The organism is Methylobacterium sp. 13MFTsu3.1M2, from assembly GCF_900112625.1.
Classification (GTDB): domain Bacteria; phylum Pseudomonadota; class Alphaproteobacteria; order Rhizobiales; family Beijerinckiaceae; genus Methylobacterium.
In genome coordinates this window covers 97,665-114,420 of sequence record NZ_FOMM01000017.1, presented here as the reverse complement: position 1 = coordinate 114,420, position 16,756 = coordinate 97,665, and the positions used below count along the sequence as shown (strand labels likewise).

At 70.3% G+C, this 16,756-nt stretch carries 15 protein-coding genes; 9 read left to right on the top strand and 6 right to left on the bottom strand.

Features of this window, described 5'->3' with window-relative positions:
- The first annotated feature begins 255 nt into the window (after positions 1-255).
- From BM314_RS18030 to ggt, 6 genes are all read left to right on the top strand, one after another.
- Complete coding sequence (locus BM314_RS18030) at positions 256-1,743, top strand: ABC transporter substrate-binding protein (protein WP_091979335.1); 1,488 nt, start codon at positions 256-258, stop codon at positions 1,741-1,743.
- The gene (locus tag BM314_RS18025) at positions 1,743-2,687 is read left to right on the top strand and encodes an ABC transporter permease (protein WP_091676321.1); all 945 of its coding nucleotides are present in this window, start codon (positions 1,743-1,745) and stop codon (positions 2,685-2,687) included. The genes BM314_RS18030 and BM314_RS18025 overlap by 1 nt, the downstream gene beginning before the upstream one ends.
- Positions 2,684-3,613, top strand: a complete 930-nt coding sequence (locus BM314_RS18020) for an ABC transporter permease (protein ID WP_056531468.1) — start codon at positions 2,684-2,686, stop codon at positions 3,611-3,613. The genes BM314_RS18025 and BM314_RS18020 overlap by 4 nt, the downstream gene beginning before the upstream one ends.
- A gap of 8 nt (positions 3,614-3,621) precedes the next feature.
- Entirely contained in the window at positions 3,622-4,638 is a 1,017-nt protein-coding gene (locus tag BM314_RS18015; protein ID WP_244534798.1) for an ABC transporter ATP-binding protein, read from the top strand.
- Positions 4,635-5,558, top strand: coding sequence for an ABC transporter ATP-binding protein (locus tag BM314_RS18010; RefSeq protein WP_091979334.1), 924 nt, complete (start codon positions 4,635-4,637; stop codon positions 5,556-5,558). Before BM314_RS18015 ends, BM314_RS18010 begins: the two co-directional genes overlap by 4 nt.
- A gap of 261 nt (positions 5,559-5,819) precedes the next feature.
- Positions 5,820-7,421, top strand: coding sequence for a gamma-glutamyltransferase (gene ggt / locus BM314_RS18005; RefSeq protein ID WP_091979332.1), 1,602 nt, complete (start codon positions 5,820-5,822; stop codon positions 7,419-7,421).
- 181 nt (positions 7,422-7,602) lie between these two features.
- On the opposite strand, the gene prfB is transcribed toward ggt, so the two are convergent.
- Positions 7,603-8,731, bottom strand: a protein-coding gene (gene prfB, locus BM314_RS18000) for a peptide chain release factor 2 (RefSeq protein WP_107353640.1) whose coding sequence is annotated in 2 segments (ribosomal slippage) — positions 7,603-8,661 and positions 8,663-8,731 — 1,128 coding nt in all. Because the reading frame shifts where the segments join, the coding sequence is not laid out codon by codon here.
- A gap of 223 nt (positions 8,732-8,954) precedes the next feature.
- Between prfB and BM314_RS17995 the strand changes: the two genes are divergently transcribed.
- Entirely contained in the window at positions 8,955-9,290 is a 336-nt protein-coding gene (locus BM314_RS17995; RefSeq protein WP_091979330.1) for a DUF3140 domain-containing protein, read from the top strand.
- A gap of 21 nt (positions 9,291-9,311) precedes the next feature.
- On the opposite strand, the gene BM314_RS17990 is transcribed toward BM314_RS17995, so the two are convergent.
- From BM314_RS17990 to BM314_RS17975, 4 genes are all read right to left on the bottom strand, one after another.
- A complete protein-coding gene (locus BM314_RS17990) occupies positions 9,312-9,671 on the bottom strand; it encodes a hypothetical protein (RefSeq protein WP_020090817.1) in 360 nt (119 codons plus the stop codon).
- 113 nt (positions 9,672-9,784) lie between these two features.
- Positions 9,785-9,997, bottom strand: a complete 213-nt coding sequence (locus BM314_RS17985) for a hypothetical protein (RefSeq protein ID WP_020090818.1) — start codon at positions 9,995-9,997, stop codon at positions 9,785-9,787.
- Positions 9,998-10,131: 134 nt separating this feature from the next.
- Positions 10,132-11,349 carry an LL-diaminopimelate aminotransferase gene (locus BM314_RS17980; protein ID WP_026604561.1) on the bottom strand — a complete coding sequence of 406 codons (1,218 nt, stop codon included), beginning with the start codon at positions 11,347-11,349 and terminating at the stop codon, positions 10,132-10,134.
- Between the two features lie 110 nt (positions 11,350-11,459).
- Positions 11,460-11,846, bottom strand: a complete 387-nt coding sequence (locus BM314_RS17975; RefSeq protein WP_244492163.1) for a hypothetical protein — start codon at positions 11,844-11,846, stop codon at positions 11,460-11,462.
- Positions 11,847-12,062: 216 nt separating this feature from the next.
- Here BM314_RS17975 and phaC point away from each other — a divergent pair, with 216 nt between their 5' ends.
- Complete coding sequence (gene phaC / locus BM314_RS17970) at positions 12,063-13,844, top strand: PHA/PHB synthase family protein (RefSeq protein WP_348272736.1); 1,782 nt, start codon at positions 12,063-12,065, stop codon at positions 13,842-13,844.
- Positions 13,845-14,026: 182 nt separating this feature from the next.
- Here phaC and BM314_RS17965 read toward each other — a convergent pair whose 3' ends face one another.
- A complete protein-coding gene (locus BM314_RS17965) occupies positions 14,027-15,316 on the bottom strand; it encodes an OmpP1/FadL family transporter (protein WP_244539972.1) in 1,290 nt (429 codons plus the stop codon).
- A gap of 435 nt (positions 15,317-15,751) precedes the next feature.
- Here BM314_RS17965 and BM314_RS17960 point away from each other — a divergent pair, with 435 nt between their 5' ends.
- On the top strand, positions 15,752-16,636 hold the full coding sequence (locus BM314_RS17960) for a fumarylacetoacetate hydrolase family protein (protein ID WP_091979324.1): 885 nt from the start codon (positions 15,752-15,754) through the stop codon (positions 16,634-16,636).
- Positions 16,637-16,756: the final 120 nt, after the last annotated feature.

Here is a 16,756-nt window from a genome sequence, read left to right as displayed (position 1 = left end):
CCGGCGCTCACGAAGCTGTTCGCAGGCCGATCTCGACCTTGGCGCGGTCGCGCCGTCATCGAACGCCGCCGGCCGGCTCGAAACGGTGGCCTCAGAGGCTGGCGGCGCGGATTGAATAAAAGATGCATCCTGATTGTATGGCATGGATGCTGCCTGGGATTGTGCATGCCAAACGGCCGCGCAACACTGCCGGCCGCCTCCGGAACGGACCGGCCGGTCCGCTCCGCTTCTCCCGCCTCCACCCGGATCGGTCTCATGTTGCGTTACGCCGCCTGTCTCCTCGCCGGGCTCGCCCTCACCGGGCCCGCCGCCGCGCAGACCCTGCGCTACGGCATGATGGAGGATCCGGACGCCCTCGACCCGACGCTCGCCCGGACCTTCGCGAGCCGGATGGTGTTCGCCGCGCTCTGCGACAAGCTCGTGGATATCGGCCCGGACCTGAAACCGGTGCCGCAGCTCGCCACCTCCTGGGAGCTGTCGCCCGACGAGAAGGCGCTGACCATGCACCTGCGTCCGGGCGTGCTGTTCCACGACGGCGAGAAGCTCGACGCCGCCGCCGCCAAGTTCTCGATCGAGCGGCACATGAAGATGCCGGGCTCGCAGCGCCGCTCGGAGATCGCGCCGATCGACTCCGTGGACGTGGTCGACGACCTGACCTTCCGCATCAACCTGAAGCAGCCGTTCGCGCCGCTGCTGGCGCAGTTCACCGACCGGGCCGGCATGATGGTCTCGCCCAAGGCCGCCGAGCGGCTCGGCGACAAGTTCGCCTCCGCGCCGGTCTGCGCCGGTCCGTACAAGTTCGTCGAGCGGGTGCCGCAGGACCGGATCGTGGTCGAGCGCTTCCCCGACTACTGGAACAAGGACGCGATCCACATCCAGCGGATCGAGTTCCGGCCGATCCCCGACGCCACCGTGCGGCTCACCAACCTCCGCGCGGGTCAGCTCGACCTCTTGGAGCGCCTCGCCCCCACCGACGTGGCACAGGTGAAGCGTGACGCCAAGCTGAAGCTCGACTCAACCTACGAGCTCGGCTTCCAAGAGATCCTGTTCAACCCCCACAAGGCCGGTTCGCCGGTCTCCGACCCGAAGGTGCGCGCCGCGTTCGAGGCGGCCATCGACCGCAACGCCATCAATCAGGTGGTCTACAACGGCGAGTTCCTGGCCGGGAACCAGTGGGTCAACCCGAAGAACCCGAACTACGTCGCCGAGTACCCGATCCCGAAGCGGGACGTCGCCAAGGCCAAGGCGCTGCTGGCCGAGGCCGGGAAGCCGAACCCGCAGATCACGCTGACCGTCTACGCCAACAGCGAGTCGCCACAGGTCGGCCAGGTGATCCAAGCGATGACCAAGGAGGCCGGCTTCGACGTGAAGATCCAGGCCGTGGACTTCACGACCGCGCTCGATGCCGCCGACAAGGGCAACTACGAGGCGCAGCTCTATTCGTGGAGCGGCCGCTCGGACCCGGACGGCAACACGTTCAGCTTCCTGGCCTGCAAGGCGGCGCTGAACTATCCCAAGTACTGCAGCCCGGAAGCCGACGCGGCCCTCCAGGCGGAGCGCGGGACGGTGGATCCGGCCAAGCGCAAGGCCGCCTGGAAGGCCCTGGCCGATCAGGTCCTGAAGGACCGGCCGGGCATCTACATCCTGCACCGCAAGCTGCTCTGGGCCTACAGCCAGAAGATCACGGGTTTCGTGCCCTACCCGGACGGGCTCGTGCGCTTCACCGGGCTGAAGCTGAACTGATGCTGCGGTTTCTGGCACGGCGCCTTGCCCTGGCGGTCCCGACCCTGATCCTCGCCTCGATGATCATCTTCGCCCTGCAGCAATTGCTGCCGGGCGACGTCGCCACGGCGCTCACCGGCGAGGAGCGCGACCCGCAGGTGATCGCGTTCATCCGGGAAAAATACCACCTCGATGAGCCCCTGCCGGTGCGCTACGCCTACTGGGCCGGCGGCGTGCTGCGGGGGGATCTCGGCGAGTCGATCCGGCTGCAGAAGCCGGTCTCCGAGCTGATCGTCGAGAAGCTGCCGGTGACGCTCGAACTCGCCTGCCTCGCCATGCTGGTGGCGCTGGCCATCGGCGTGCCGATGGGCGTGCTCTCGGCGGTCAAGCGCGGGCAGGCCGCCGACACGATCGCGAACGGCGTGGCCCTCTGGGGCCTGTCGGTGCCGAATTTCTGGCTCGGGATCCTGCTGATCCTGCTGTTCTCGGTGGAGCTCGGCTGGCTGCCGGCCTCGGGCTACGTCTCGCCCTTCGAGAGCCTGTCGGAGAACCTCGCCGCCATGGCGATGCCGGCTTTCGTGCTCGGCAACGCCATCGCGGCGGTGATGATGCGCCACACCCGCGCGGCGATGCTCGGCGTGCTGGGCTCCGACTACGTCCGCACCGCGCGCGCCAAGGGCGTCTCGCCGCTGCGGGTCACTCTGCGGCACGCCCTGCCCAACGCCGCGATCCCGATCATCACCCTGGGGGCGCTGGAATTCGGCCAGCTCCTCTCCGGAGCGGTGCTCACCGAGCAGGTCTTCTCCGTGCCGGGCTTCGGCAAGCTGATGGTCGATGCGGTGTTCAACCGGGACTTCGCCACCGTGCAGGGCGTCGTGATCTGCACGGCCGCCACCTACATCGCCCTGAACCTCGCCGCCGACCTGCTCGCGGCGGCCGTGAACCCGAAGCTGAGGCGGGCATGAGCACCGGCAGCGAGATCGCCCGCGCCGAGGCGGTCGGCCTGGAGGCCGCCCCGTCCGGCGCCCCCGCCAACGGGCTCATCCAGGAGCCCGGCACCCTCGCGGCCTTCTGGCGACGCCTGCGCGCGCGCCGGAGCGCGGTCGTGGGCCTCGTCATCGTCGGCCTGCTGGTGCTGATGGCGGTGTTCGCGCCCTGGATCGCTCCCTACGACCCGACAGCCACCGACTGGGGCAACGTCCGCGGCCCCCCGAGCCTCGCGCACCCGTTCGGCGGCGACGAGGTCGGGCGCGACGTGCTCTCACGGATCATCTTCGGCACCCGGGCCTCGCTCGGCGCCGGCCTCGTCTCGGTGGCGCTGGCGGTGTCCCTCGGCCTGCCCCTGGGATTGCTCGCCGGCTACGCGGGTGGCTGGATCGACGGCGCGATCTCCCGGCTCACCGACGCGCTGCTGGCGATCCCGTTCCTGATCCTGGCGATCGCGCTCGCCGCCTTCCTGGGCCCGAGCCTCGTCAACGCGATGATCGCGATCGGCCTCTCGGCGACCTCGACCTTCATCCGGCTGACCCGGGCGCAGGTGCGCGCCGTGGCGGCGGAGGAGTTCGTCGAGGCCGCGCGCGCCATGGGCAACCCACCCTGGCGGATCGCCCGGGTCCACATCTTGCCCAACATCGTCCCGGCGATCCTCGTGCAGGCGACGCTGACCATCGCGGCCGCGATCATCGCGGAGGCGAGCCTGTCGTTCCTCGGCCTCGGTCAGCAGCCGCCCGAGCCGTCCTGGGGGGCGATGCTCAACACCGCCAAGAACTTCATGGACGAGGCGCCCTGGATGGCGATCTGGCCCGGCCTGTCGATCTTCCTCGCGGTACTCGCCTTCAACCTGTTCGGCGACGGCCTGCGGGACGCCCTCGATCCGAGGCAGCGCACATGACGGCCGCGATGACGAAGCCCCTCCTCGACGTCCGCGACCTCGCGGTCGCCTTCGACACCGACGGCGGCGCGGTCCACGCGGTCAACGGCGTGTCCTACACCCTGCACGAGGGCGAGACGCTGGGGATCGTCGGCGAGTCCGGCTCCGGCAAGAGCGTGCACGTGCTGGCCATGCTGGGCCTGATCCCGCGCCCGCCTGGCCGCATCACCGGCGGGCAGGTGCTGTTCGAGGGACGCGACCTCCTCGCCCTGAAGGAGCGGGACCTGCGCAAGATCCGCGGCGGCGCAATCGGCTTCGTGTTCCAGGACCCGATGAGCTCGCTCAACCCCGGCATGACCGTGGCGGCGCAGATCGTCGAGCCGCTGCGCATCCATCTCGGCCTCGACGCCCGCGCGGCCCGCGCCCGGGCCCGGGAGCTGCTCGACCTCGTGCGCATCCCGAACGCGGCCGCGCGCCTCGACCAGTACCCGCACGAGTTCTCCGGCGGCCAGCGCCAGCGCGTGATGATCGCGATCGGCCTGAGCTGCCGGCCGAAGCTTCTGATCGCCGACGAGGCGACCACGGCGCTCGACGTCACCGTCCAGGCCGAGATCGTCGCCCTGGTGCAGGAGCTGAAGCGTGAGCTCGGCATGGCGATCATCTGGATCACCCACGATCTCGGTGTGGTGGCGGGCATCAGCGACACCGTGCAGGTGATGTATGCCGGCCGGATCCTGGAGCGCGGCCCGGTCGACGACATCTTCGCCGATCCCCGCAACGCCTACACGCTCGGCCTGCTGCGGTCCCTGCCGGATCTCTCCGGCGGCCGCGCCGGGCGGCGGCGCCTCCACCAGATCGAGGGCGCGCCGCCGGACATGCGCCATCTCCCGCCGGGCGACCCGTTCGCGCCGCGCAACGCCTACGCGACGCCGCGCTGCCGGGCCGAGATGCCGCCCCTGGCGCAGGCGCCCGGCGCCGCTCCGGGCCACCTCGTCGCCGCCTGGTACGATTTGCCAAAGCTCCTGGGTGAGGAGGCCGCGCGATGAACGCGTCGCAGCAGCCGGTCGTCTCGGTGCGCGACCTGTCCAAGCATTATCCCCTCCGCTCCTGGTGGGGCGGCAAGGGCGCGGTGTTCCGCGCCGTCGAGGGCGTGAGCTTCGACATCCGCCCCGGCGAGACCCTGGGCCTCGTGGGCGAGTCCGGCTCCGGCAAATCGACCATCGGCCGGGCCGTGACCATGCTCAACCCGCCGACCTCGGGCACGATCGCCTTCGAGGGCACCGACCTCGCCAAGCTCTCAGCGGGCGCCATGCGCAAGATGCGCGCGCGGATCCAGACCGTGTTCCAGGATCCCTACGCGGCCCTCAACCCGCGGATGAGCGCCGGCGAGTATGTCGCGGAGGCGTTCAAGCTGCATCGGCGGGACATGCGCGGCCCGGAGCGGCGGGAGGCGGTTGCCGCCCTGTTCCAGCGGGTCGGGCTCGATCCGCGGTTCATGGGGCGCTACCCGCACCAGTTCTCGGGCGGCCAGCGCCAGCGCATCTGCATCGCCCGGGCGATCGCCCTCAAGCCCAGCTTCATCGTCGCCGACGAGCCGATCGCGGCGCTCGACGTCTCGATCCAGGCGCAGGTGGTGAACCTGCTGCAGGACCTGCAGGACGAGATGGGCCTGTCCTACCTGTTCATCTCGCACGACCTGCGGATGGTGCGCTACCTCTGCCACCGGGTCGCGGTGCTCTGGCGCGGGCGGATCGTCGAGCTCGCCGAGGCCGACGCGCTCTACGAGGATCCGCGCCACCCCTACACGCGCCGCCTGCTCGCCGCGGTGCCGGTGCCGCACCCGGCCGACGAGCGCGCCCGCCTCGCCGCGCGGGATCTCGCCGGCCACGATCAGCCGCCCGACGGGCCGCTCACCGAGGTGGCGCCGGGGCACTGGGTGGCGCTGCCGAGAGGGCAGCACGCGTGATCGTCCAGGCGATCCTCGATCGGAACAACCGGTCAGCCCGGCCTCCGCCGTCATCACGAGCGCAGCGAAGTGACCCAGGGCAGCGCGAGGTTGCCCAGCGTTGCGGCGACTGGGTTGCTTCGCTGCGCTCGCAGAGACGAGGCGGCGAAGCCATCCGTCATGGACGAGGCCGCGCCGTCATCGCCGTCACCGCCTCATCCCGAGGTGGCGATATGCATCAAGCGGTGATTCTTTAAGTCGCCCAGCAGAGCAGGACATCCCGTGAGAGACTTCTCCGCCCCCGGCCGATCCCCGGTCTACGCCGCCAGCGCCGCGGTCGCGACCTCGCACCCGCTCTCGACGCTCGCCGCCATCGAGGTGTTGCGCGCGGGCGGCAATGCCGTCGATGCCGGTATCGCGGCGGTGGCCGTGCAGTGCGTGGTCGACCCGCTGATGACCGGGATCGGCGGCGACTGCTTCGCGCTCTACGCCCCCGCGGGCGCCACCAAGCCCATCGCCCTCGATGGCTCGGGCCGCGCGCCCGCCGCCGCGACGCCCGACTGGTACGCCGAGCACGGCGTCGCGATCACGCCCACCTCCCCCCACGCCGTGACGGTGCCGGGCGCGGTCGCGGCCTGGGATCTGCTGGTGCGCGAGCACGGCACCCGGTCGCTGGGCGAGCTGCTCCAGCCGGCGATCCGCTACGCGGAGGACGGGTTCGTCGTCCAGCAGCGGGTCGGCTGGGACTGGCTGCGCGGCGCCGAGCGCGTCGCCGCGGATCCGCACGCCGCCGAGACCTACCTGCCCGGCGGGCAGGCGCCGGCGATCGGCAGCGTCGTCCGCCTGCCGAAGCTCGCGGCGACGCTCCGGGCGATCGCCGAGGCGGGGGCGCGCGCCTTCTACGAGGGCCCCGTCGCCGAGGACATGGTGCGCCGGCTGAACGCCCTCGGCGGCCTGCACACGCTGGACGACTTCGCCGCCGCGCGGCCCGACGTGGTCGCGCCGGTCTCGACCCGCTACCGCGGCTACGACGTCTACGAGTGCCCGCCCGCCGGCCAGGGTCTGGCGGCGCTGATGATGCTGAACGTGCTGTCGCACTACGACGTCGGCGCGCTCTCGGAGCTCGACCGGCTCCACCTCTTCGCCGAGGTCTGCAAGCAGGGCTACCATCACCGCGACGTGCTGTTCGGCGACGCGGCCCTCGCCAACGTGCCGGTCGAGCACCTGCTCTCCGACGCCTGGAAGGCCGCCGCCCACGGCGCGATCGACATGGGCCGGGCCCGCGAGCCGGAGATCTATCCCGAGATCGCCCGCGAGATGGCCGAGGGCCGCGCCCACAAGGACACGGTCTACCTCTGCGTGGTCGACCGGGACGGCAACGCGCTGTCGCTGATCAACTCGATCTTCCAGGGCTTCGGCTCCGGTATCCTGGCGCCCGAGAGCGGCGTGCTGCTGCACAATCGCGGCCTGTCGTTCCGCGCGGAGGGCGGCCACCCGAACAGCGTCGGGCCGGGCAAGCGGCCGATGCACACGATCATCCCCGGCATGCTGATGAAGGACGGGCAGGCCGTCGCGCCGTTCGGCGTCATGGGCGGCCATTACCAAGCCATGGGCCATGTCGAGCTGCTGTCGGGCCTCCTCGACCGGGGCCTCGACGTGCAGGAGGCCCTCGATGCCCCGCGCAGCTTCGCCTACGGCGGCAGCCTGGAGGTCGAGGGCGGGATCTCCGACGCCGTGATGGCGGGGCTGGTCGAGCGCGGCCACCCGGCGATCCGCGCGCCGCTGCCGCTCGGCGGGGGGCAGGTCATCTGGATCGACCGCAAGGCCGGCACGCTGGCGGCCGGCTCGGACCCGCGCAAGGACGGGGCGGCGCTGGGGTATTGAGAGGCGTGGGAGGATGGGCGCCGCCGGCGCTCATCCTTCGGCCTCAACGGCGCTCTCTGTCAGCACCGCCGTCATTGCGAGCGGAGCGAAGCGATCCAGGGTCGCGCCACGCTGATCGATCGCGCGCCGCCCTGGGTCACTTCGCTGCGCTCGTGATGACGGGGAGGCAGCTCACGCCGCCTCAGTCGATATCCTCGACCGCCTCACCGCCGCCGTAGACCCGCTGCGCCAGCGAGGCCTCCATGAACGGGTCGAGGTCGCCGTCGAGCACCTCGTCCGGATCGGTGGACTGGGTGCCGGTGCGCAGGTCCTTCACCAGCTGGTACGGCTGCAGCACGTAGGACCGGATCTGGTGGCCCCAGCCGATATCCGTCTTGGCGGCGGCCTCGGCGTTGGCCTTCTCCTCGCGCTTCTTCAGCTCCAGCTCGTACAGGCGGGCGCGCAGCATGTTCCAGGCGGTCGCCCGGTTCTTGTGCTGGGAGCGCTCCTGCTGGCACGCCACCACGATCCCGGTGGGGTTGTGGGTGATGCGCACCGCCGAGTCGGTGGTGTTGACGTGCTGGCCGCCGGCGCCGGACGACCGGTAGGTGTCGATCCGGCAGTCGGATTCCTTGATCTCGATCTCGATCCGGTCGTCGATCACCGGATAGACCCAGACGCTGGCGAAGCTGGTGTGCCGCCGGGCGCTGGAATCGTAGGGCGAGATCCGGACCAGACGGTGCACGCCGGACTCGGTCTTGAGCCAGCCGTAGGCGTTGTGGCCCTTGATTAGGAGCGTGGCGCCCTTGATCCCGGCCTCCTCGCCGTCGGTCATCTCGACGACCTCGACCTTGTACTTCCGGCGCTCGGCCCAGCGGGCATACATGCGCTGGAGCATGTTGGCCCAGTCCTGGCTCTCGGTGCCGCCGGCCCCGGCATGGACCTCGAGATAGGTGTCGAAGCCGTCGGCCTCGCCCGACAGAAGCGTCTCGACCTGCCGGCTCGCGGCCTCCTTCTCGACGGCTAGGATCGCCGCCTCGCCCTCGCGGATCGAGGATTCGTCACCCTCCATCTCGCCGAGCTCGATCAGCGTGGCGCCGTCCTCGAGGTCGCGCTCGAGCTTCTTGATCGCCGTGACGGCCTCGTCGAGCTGCTGACGCTCGCGCATGACCTTCTGGGCGGCCTCGGCGTCGTTCCAGAGGTTGGGGTCCTCGGAAGCCGCGTTCAGCTCCGCGAGGCGTTTATCGACTGTATCCCAGTCAAAGATGCCTCCTCAGCAGCCCTATAGACTGCTTGGCGGCATCCGAGGCTTGCTCGATCTCGGCGCGCATCTGGCTTTTCGGGAATGGGGTGTGGGGAGAGAATGGAAGCTCGTCGGGTCGGGGTGATACCCCCCGTGACCCGGCCTGTAAACGCTTCCCCGCCACGTCGCCCGCCACGTCGCCCGCCGCGTCGCCCGTCGCCCGTGCGGCGCCCAACCGCAGGGATGGCGGCGAGCCGGCGAGCCTCGGGCGCGTTGTCGGGGACGAGCGACACGGCCCGGGAGGCAGGCGGATGGCGGACGATCACGCGGCGACGTGGAAGGACTTCAACGAGGCCGTCAACATGACGCCGGCGGCGCTGAGGAAGCACCTCGACAGCGCGGCGAGCCGGGAGGTCGGCCAGAAGAAGGACGGCGGCGAGTCGACCGGCCACGCGATGGGCCGGCGCATCCTGGCCATCAAGGACACCAAGAAGGCCGACCTGACGGACGACGACTACGCCGCCATGCGCAAGGTCGTGGGCTACGTCCACCGCCATCTCAAGCAGGGCGGCGAGGCCCGGAAGGACCCCGACTCCCCATGGCGGATGTCGCTGATGAACTGGGGCCACGATCCGCAGAAGGATTGAGGCCCCGGAACGCCCGGCGGCTCAGTAGCGCGGCGGCACGATGTAGGACGGAGCGATCACGTACTCCCGCGGCCGCTTGCGCGCGCCGAACCGCCCCTCGGTGATCTGGTCGTTGTAGTAGTCGAACCCGGTGTAGCCGAAGCCGCCGCCGTTCATCACCTCGGCCACCGGCACGGCGGGCTGGGCGAGATCGGGCCGGCCCGGCGGCACCACCACCTGGCAGCAGCCCTCGGTCTGCAGGACCGTCGGGCCGTTCGGGGCGGTGAACACGAAGGCTCGGGGCTGGTAGGGCGCCGGCGGGTATGCGGCGTCGGAGGCCGAGGCGCCCTGCCCCGCCAGGAGGGCGAGCAATCCGGCGGCGATCAGGGTCTTGGTGCTCACGCGATGCTCCGTCAGGGGGCCGGGCGGGCCGGCATCTGGCCTACAGTCTAGCTGATCGCGGGCGGCTTGTCCGGCCCGTCCGAATCGACCGGTTACCGAAATTCCGGGCGGGTTCAGCCCCGCGCGCGCAGCACGACCTGCGGGCTCGCCGGGACGGGGCGGCAATCGGTCGTGAAGGCGTTGACCGGTAACGGCTTCGAGTCGCACGCGTACACGTCCGCCGGCCCTGGCGCAGGGATCGGGTCCCGGGCGATGATCGGGTTCGGCGCGCAGGCCGAGGCCGCGGCGGCGAGCAGCAGGGCGGCGATGAGGTTCAGGCGGCGCATGCGAGACTCGGGACGCGGGAAGACCCCCGCACCTGACCCTGGCCATCGCGCCCCGCGCTGACAAGCGCCGGCGCGGGGCGCCGACACCTTTGACGGCGTCTGTCGCCCCGCGGCAACAATTTGCGCGGGCCGGTCTAGCCGGTCCGGGCCATCGGCAGGACGTTGTGCAGCGTCTTGTCGGTGCCGTCGAAGAACCGGCGGATATTGCGCGCCGCCTGCCGGATGCGCTGCTCGTTCTCCACGAGCGCGATGCGGACGTACTCGTCACCGAACTCGCCGAAGCCGATGCCGGGCGCGACCGCCACGTCGGACTTCTCCAGGAGCAGCTTGGAGAATTCGAGGCTGCCCAGTTCCCGGTACCGCTCGGGGATCGGCACCCAGGCGAACATCGACGAGGCGGGCGACGGGATGGTCCAGCCGGCCTTGCCGAAGGACTCCACCAGCGCGTCGCGACGCTTCCTGTAGATGCTGCGCATCTCGTGGATGCAGTCGTCCGGGCCGTTGAGGGCGGCCGTCGCGGCGACCTGGATCGGCGTGAAGGCGCCGTAATCGAGGTAGGATTTCACCCGGGTGAGCGCCGCGAGCAGGCGCTCGTTGCCCACCGCGAAGCCCATCCGCCAGCCGGCCATCGAGTAGGTCTTCGACAGCGAGGTGAACTCCACCGTGCAGTCGATAGCGCCGGGCACCTGCAGCACCGACGGCGGCGGGTTGTTGTCGAAATAGACTTCCGCGTAGGCGAGGTCCGACAGCAGGATCAGCTCGTGCTGCTTCGCGAAGGCCACGAGGTCGCGGTAGAAGTCGAGGCTCGCCACGTAGGCGGTCGGGTTCGACGGGTAGCAGACGACCAGCGCCACCGGCTTCGGGATCGAGTGGCGCATGGCCCGCTCCAGGGCGGGGAACATCGCCGGCGTCGGCTCGGCCGGCACGGAGCGGATGACGCCGCCGGCCATCAGGAAGCCGAAGGCGTGGATCGGGTAGCTCGGGTTCGGCACCAGCACGACGTCGCCCGGCGCGGTGATCGCCTGGGCCATGTTGGCGAACCCTTCCTTGGACCCGAGAGTCGCCACCACCTGGGTGTCGGGGTTCAGGGTCACGCCGAAGCGCCGCTGGTAATAGCCCGCCTGGGCCTTGCGCAGGCCCGCGATGCCCTTGGAGGCCGAGTAGCGATCCGTGCGCGGCCGCCCGGCCGTCTCGCACAGCTTGGCGATGACGTGCTTCGGCGCGTCCAGATCCGGGTTGCCCATGCCGAGATCGATGATGTCGGCGCCCTGCGCGCGGGCGGCAGCCTTGATCCGGTTGACCTGCTCGAAGACGTAGGGCGGCAGTCGCTTGATGCGGTGGAAGTCGGTCATGGGCGTGTCCATCGGCGCGTCCCGGATCCGGCGTCTCTCGTCTGGGCCGGTCGGGCGAACCACGTGCTCTAGCAGAGTTGCGGGCCGCCGCCGACCCTGAAAAAGGGCCGCTACTGCGACGCCGCCGGAGCCGGCTTGACGGTGGCGGCCGCGCCCCGCCCGGCGCTCTCGGCGGCCCGCCCCCGGGCCTCGTTGCGGCCGCGGGCACCCTCCAGCTCCGCCTCCAGGGCCTTCTGGCCCGTGACCGACTTGGCCCGGACCGGCCGCTTCGGCGCGTCGACGCCCACCGGCATGAAGTCGGGCTGCGCCTTGCTGCGGGTGTCCGTGACGAAATCCGGGGCCGCGACGACCCGCGGCCCGTAGCCTGCATCGGAGGCCAGCGAGCGGACGACGTCGCCCGAGCAAGCCCCGAGCGCGCCGACCAGCACGCCCAGGCCGGCCGCGCGCGTCAGGCGGCGCAGCGGACCGGCGCGATGCGGGCGGATGGCGGGGTTCAAAATGGCACGATCCATCGTCACATGCGTATGAAAAGATCGGCCGGATGTTTCGGCGACGTCCTGAGCCGGGCTGGCGAAAACTCTGGCTCGCTCCTTATTTTGTCGGAAACGAGGCCCGCGCCATCGGGTCAACAGATGAAGCACAGGGAGGCACGTTTGACGAGCCCGCAGGCGCCGGATCGGACCGCCCCTCCGAAGTCGGTCTCGAACGGCGCGATGCCGGACGGCACGGTCGCCCCGATGCCGGATTTCGAGGCGATTTCCCGCAATGCCGGTCAGTTCGTCGAGGCGATGGGGCGCAACGTCGCCCGCCTCCTCGGGCCCGAGGGCCAGGCGGGCGCACCCGGCAGCGAGATGAACGAGGCGGCCAAGGTGCTCGGCCAGGTGGCCGAGGCCTGGCTCGCCGATCCGAACCGCAGCGCCGAGGCGCAGGCGCGCCTGTCGCAGGCCTTCCTGTCGCTCTGGGGCTCGACCTACCTGCGCCTGCAGGGCCAGCCCGCCGATCCGGTGGCGCTGCCCGAGCCCCGGGACGCGCGCTTCGCCCACGCCGAGTGGACGACCAACCCGTATTTCGACTTCCTCAAGCAGGCCTACCTGCTCGCCACCCGCTGGGCGGAGAGCCTCGTCGACGAGGCCGAGGGGCTCGACGCGCACACGCGTCACAAGGCACAGTTCTACCTGCGCCAAGTGACCAGCATGCTGTCGCCCTCGAACTTCCTGCCGACCAACCCGGAGCTGATCCGCCACACCCTGCAGGAGAACGGCGCCAACCTCGTCCGCGGCCTCAAGATGTACGAGGAGGATCTGGCGGCCGGCGGCGGGCAGCTGCGCGTGCGCCAGACCGACCCGAGCGGGTTCGAGGTCGGGCGCAACATGGCGGTCACCCCCGGCGAGGTGGTGTTCCGCAACGACCTGATCGAGCTGATCCAGTACGCGCCCACCACCGAGACCGTGCTGCGGCGCCCGTTCCTGATGGTCCCGCCCTGGATCAACAAGTTCTACATCCTCGACCTCAATCCGCAGAAGAGCTTCCTGAAGTGGATGGTCGACCAGGGCCTGACGGTCTTCTGCATCTCCTGGGTCAATCCCGATTCCCGCCACGCCGACAAGGACTTCGAGTCCTACATGCGCGAGGGGATCGAGGCGGCCATCGACGCGATCGGCGTCGCCACCGGTGAGAGCGAGGTCACGGCGGCGGGCTACTGCGTCGGCGGCACGCTGCTCGCGGTGACGCTCGCCATGCAGGCGGCCACCGGCAACCGGCGGATCAAGAGCGCGACGCTGCTCACCACGCAGGTCGACTTCACCCACGCGGGCGACCTGAAGGTCTTCGCCGACGAGGAGCAGATCCGCCAGGTCGAGGCGCGCATGGCCGAGCAGGGCTACCTGGAGGGCGCCCGCATGGCGAACGCCTTCAACATGCTCCGGCCGAACGACCTGATCTGGCCCTACGTCGTGAACAACTACATCAAGGGCAAGGCACCCTCGGCCTTCGACCTGCTGTACTGGAACTCCGACGCCACCCGGATGCCAGCGGCCAACCACTCATTCTACCTGCGCAACTGCTACCTCGACAACACGCTGGCGCAGGGGCGGATGGTGCTCGGCAACGTCCGCCTCGACCTCAGGAAGGTCCAGGTGCCGATCTTCAACCTCGCGACCCGCGAGGACCACATCGCGCCGGCGCTGTCGGTCTTCGAGGGTTCGAAGGTCTTCGGCGGGAAGGTCGATTTCATCCTCGCCGGCTCCGGCCACATCGCCGGCGTGATCAACCCGCCGTCCAAGCCGAAATACGGCTACTGGACCGGCGGCCCCGTGAAGGGGACGCTCGAGGATTGGATCAGGGCCGCGGTCGAGACCAAGGGCTCGTGGTGGCCCTACTGGTTCCAGTGGATCGAGGCGCAGGCCCCGGAGCGGGTGCCGGCCCGGCAGCCGGGCGGCGACGCGCTGCAATCCTTAGGGCCGGCGCCCGGCACATACGTGCGGATGCGCGCCTGAGGCGCGCGACGCACGCGGATCGATTGGGTGATCGGCCCCGATGGTCACGGAGCCGCCCCGACATCACGAGCGGAGCGACGTGACCCGGGGCAGCGCGACACCTGTCGGCGTGGCGCTGCCCTGGATCGCTTCATTCCGCTCGCGAAGACGGCGGCAGCGACGGACACGACCGGAGCTGCCCGTCAATACTTCCGCACGAGCGGCGCCGGGACCGGGGCCGGCGGCGCGCCGAAGACGTAGCGGAAGCCCACCGAGACGATGTCGGCGCTGGAATCCACCACGCCCGCGAAGGCGATGTTGCTGATGTTGTAGTCGCGGCCGATGCCCGCGAGGATCCGCGAGCGGTCCAGGAAGAAGTGCGAGTAGGCGAGGTTCAGCGTCAGCTGCTGGCTCCAGCGGTAGCTGGCGCCGACCGAGACGTTGTACCGGTCGCCGTCCGGCAGGCGCACCGAGCGGTTCCGGAAGTCGATGGGCGAGGTCTCGTAGGCGAAGCCGGTCCGCAGCGTCAGGTTCGGCGACGCGTCGTACTCGGCGCCGACCGCGTAGGTGAACCCGTCCTTGTAGTTGAGCGGCAGGTTGTTCACCGGCAGGCCGATCGTCTTCGACACGATGCCGATGGTGCCGAGCCTCGACCAGTTGTCCCACTCGAAGCCGAGATTCACCCGCGCCACCGGCGAGACCGCCTGGGTCAGGCCGACGCTCAGCTTCTCGGGCGTGTTCAGCTTGGCGCGGACCTGTCCGGCCAGCGGCGCCAGGGCGACGAGCGGGACGCCGATCGAGCCGTCGATGTCGTGGTGCACCGACGAGCGGTAGCCGATGCCCAGCACGGTCCCGTCGCGGGGCGTGAGCGTGGCGCCGGCGGTGAAGCCCGCGCCCCAGGACTCACCCTTGAGGAAGGAGCTCGGATACGAGGTCGGCAGGATGCCGGGGATCGGCAGCGCCTGTCGCAGGGTCAGGCGGAAATACTCGATGTTCGGGCCGGCCGCGATCGAGAGCCACTCGTTGACCTTGAAGCCGATGACCGGGTTGATCGCCAGCGAGAAGATCCGCGACGAGCGTCCGTAGACCTCGCCGGCCCACACGTCCCGCGGCTTGGTGACGAGACCGAAGGGGGCGCCGGTCGAGAGGCCGAGCCACAGGCGGTCGTTCAGCTGGTACGAGGTCGCGCCCGCCGGCACGACGGCGCCCTGGCCGATATCGCCGGAGCCGCCCAGCCGCGCGAAGCCCGGATTGGTGCCGGCATCCGGACGGATCGTCGAGGAGAGGCCGATATAGGTGAAGTTCTGCTCCGCGACGAAGCCCGGGTTCATCGTGATCGTCGCGGGGTTCCAGAACATCGACGAGACGCCGCCCGATCCCGACGCCGCGCCCGCGAAGGCCAGCCCCTGGGCCTCGGTGCTCTGCTCCCGGATCCCGAACGCCCCCGCCTGCACCTGCCCGGCGCCGAGGACCACCGCCGTCGCCGCCAGCATCGCAGCGCGAACCGTCCCGCCCATCTCTTCCCCCAAGCCTTCGTTCTGCTGGGCGCCGTCGATTGTTCGAGACCCGTTATGCGGCGACCTTCCATGCATGGTGCCGGTTTCGGGTGCGGAACCGCAATGACCCCGACCATTTTCGGCACCGAGAGGAATAGTAGTAGATAAGGAGCGGTAAACGGCACCTTCACGAGCGAAAGCCCGTGATGATCGAGATTTTTCAGTCTTGATCCGAGCTGTCCCACCGAGATGGTGACAGGAACAATATATCCGAACGTCGCCGACCCTGCACTTTTCCGCCGTCCTGTTGCCCTGCGGCGACACCCGGCGGACCGGCACGCCGACGCGGCCGGCCTTGCACCCAGGTCGAGGCCCGGCCATGGTCCCGGCGTCCGGCGCAGACCGGTTCAGGGAAGGATGAGGAGTGCGGCCATGAAGCTCTTCCGGCACGGCCCGAGCGGCGACGAGAAGCCCGGCCTCGTGGATGCCAGCGGGGGGCTGCGCGACCTGTCGGGCATCGTGCGCGACATCGCCGGGCCGGCCCTCGCGCCCGACTCGCTGGCGCGGCTGCGCGCCTTGGATCCCGAGACCCTGCCGAAGCTGTCCCCGGACGTGCGGCTCGGCCCCTGCGTCGGCGGCACCCGGAACGTCGTCGCCATCGGCCTGAACTTCGCCGACCACGCCGAAGAGACCGGCTCGCCGATCCCCGCGGAGCCGATCATCTTCAACAAGGCCCCGTCCAGCCTGTGCGGGCCGAACGACACGGTCATCATTCCCAAGGGGTCGCACAGCACCGACTGGGAGGTGGAGCTCGCCGTGGTGATCGGGCGGCGCGCCAGCTACGTCCACGCCAACGAGGCGCTGAGCTACGTTGCGGGCGCCTGCATCTGCAACGACGTCTCCGAGCGCGAGTGGCAGATGAACCGCGGTCCGACCTGGACCAAGGGCAAGAGCGCGCCGACCTTCGGCCCCCTCGGCCCATGGCTGGTGACCCTCGACGAGATTCCCGACCTGAAGAACCTCGCCATGAGCCTCGACGTGAACGGCGAGCGCCGTCAGACCGGCTCGACCGCAACGATGATCTTCGACGTTCCCCAACTCGTCGCCTACGCGTCGCACTTCATGCTGCTGGAGCCGGGCGACGTGATCACCACCGGCACGCCGCCTGGCGTCGGCCTCGGCATGAAGCCGCCGCGCTACCTCAAGGCCGGGGACGAGATGGTCCTGCGCATCGACCGGCTCGGCGAGCAGCGGCAGAAGGTCATCGCCTTCGACGACTGGACCGCCAAGGTCTCGGCCGGCGAGCCGACGCACTGACAGACGGGGCCGCCGCCCGAGCCCGGGCGGCGGCCCCGCGCCCGGGCAACGTCACCGATAATGGCGAGCGCCCGGCACCCGCGACCGACGGGACCTATATACTCTCGATTGAATTATGGA

Bases quoted from the DNA above. Each gene is read 5' to 3' on its own strand.
- BM314_RS18030 (WP_091979335.1), top strand. From the start codon at position 256: ATGTTGCGTTACGCCGCCTGTCTCCTCGCCGGGCTCGCCCTCACCGGG.
- BM314_RS18015 (WP_244534798.1), top strand. From the start codon at position 3,622: ATGACGAAGCCCCTCCTCGACGTCCGCGACCTCGCGGTCGCCTTCGAC.
- BM314_RS17995 (WP_091979330.1), top strand. From the start codon at position 8,955: ATGGCGGACGATCACGCGGCGACGTGGAAGGACTTCAACGAGGCCGTC.
- BM314_RS18010 (WP_091979334.1), top strand. From the start codon at position 4,635: ATGAACGCGTCGCAGCAGCCGGTCGTCTCGGTGCGCGACCTGTCCAAG.
- BM314_RS18025 (WP_091676321.1), top strand. From the start codon at position 1,743: ATGCTGCGGTTTCTGGCACGGCGCCTTGCCCTGGCGGTCCCGACCCTG.
- BM314_RS17960 (WP_091979324.1), top strand. From the start codon at position 15,752: ATGAAGCTCTTCCGGCACGGCCCGAGCGGCGACGAGAAGCCCGGCCTC.
- phaC (WP_348272736.1), top strand. From the start codon at position 12,063: ATGCCGGACGGCACGGTCGCCCCGATGCCGGATTTCGAGGCGATTTCC.
- BM314_RS18020 (WP_056531468.1), top strand. From the start codon at position 2,684: ATGAGCACCGGCAGCGAGATCGCCCGCGCCGAGGCGGTCGGCCTGGAG.
- BM314_RS17965 (WP_244539972.1), bottom strand. From the start codon at position 15,316: ATGCTGGCGGCGACGGCGGTGGTCCTCGGCGCCGGGCAGGTGCAGGCG.
- BM314_RS17985 (WP_020090818.1), bottom strand. From the start codon at position 9,997: ATGCGCCGCCTGAACCTCATCGCCGCCCTGCTGCTCGCCGCCGCGGCC.
- BM314_RS17980 (WP_026604561.1), bottom strand. From the start codon at position 11,349: ATGACCGACTTCCACCGCATCAAGCGACTGCCGCCCTACGTCTTCGAG.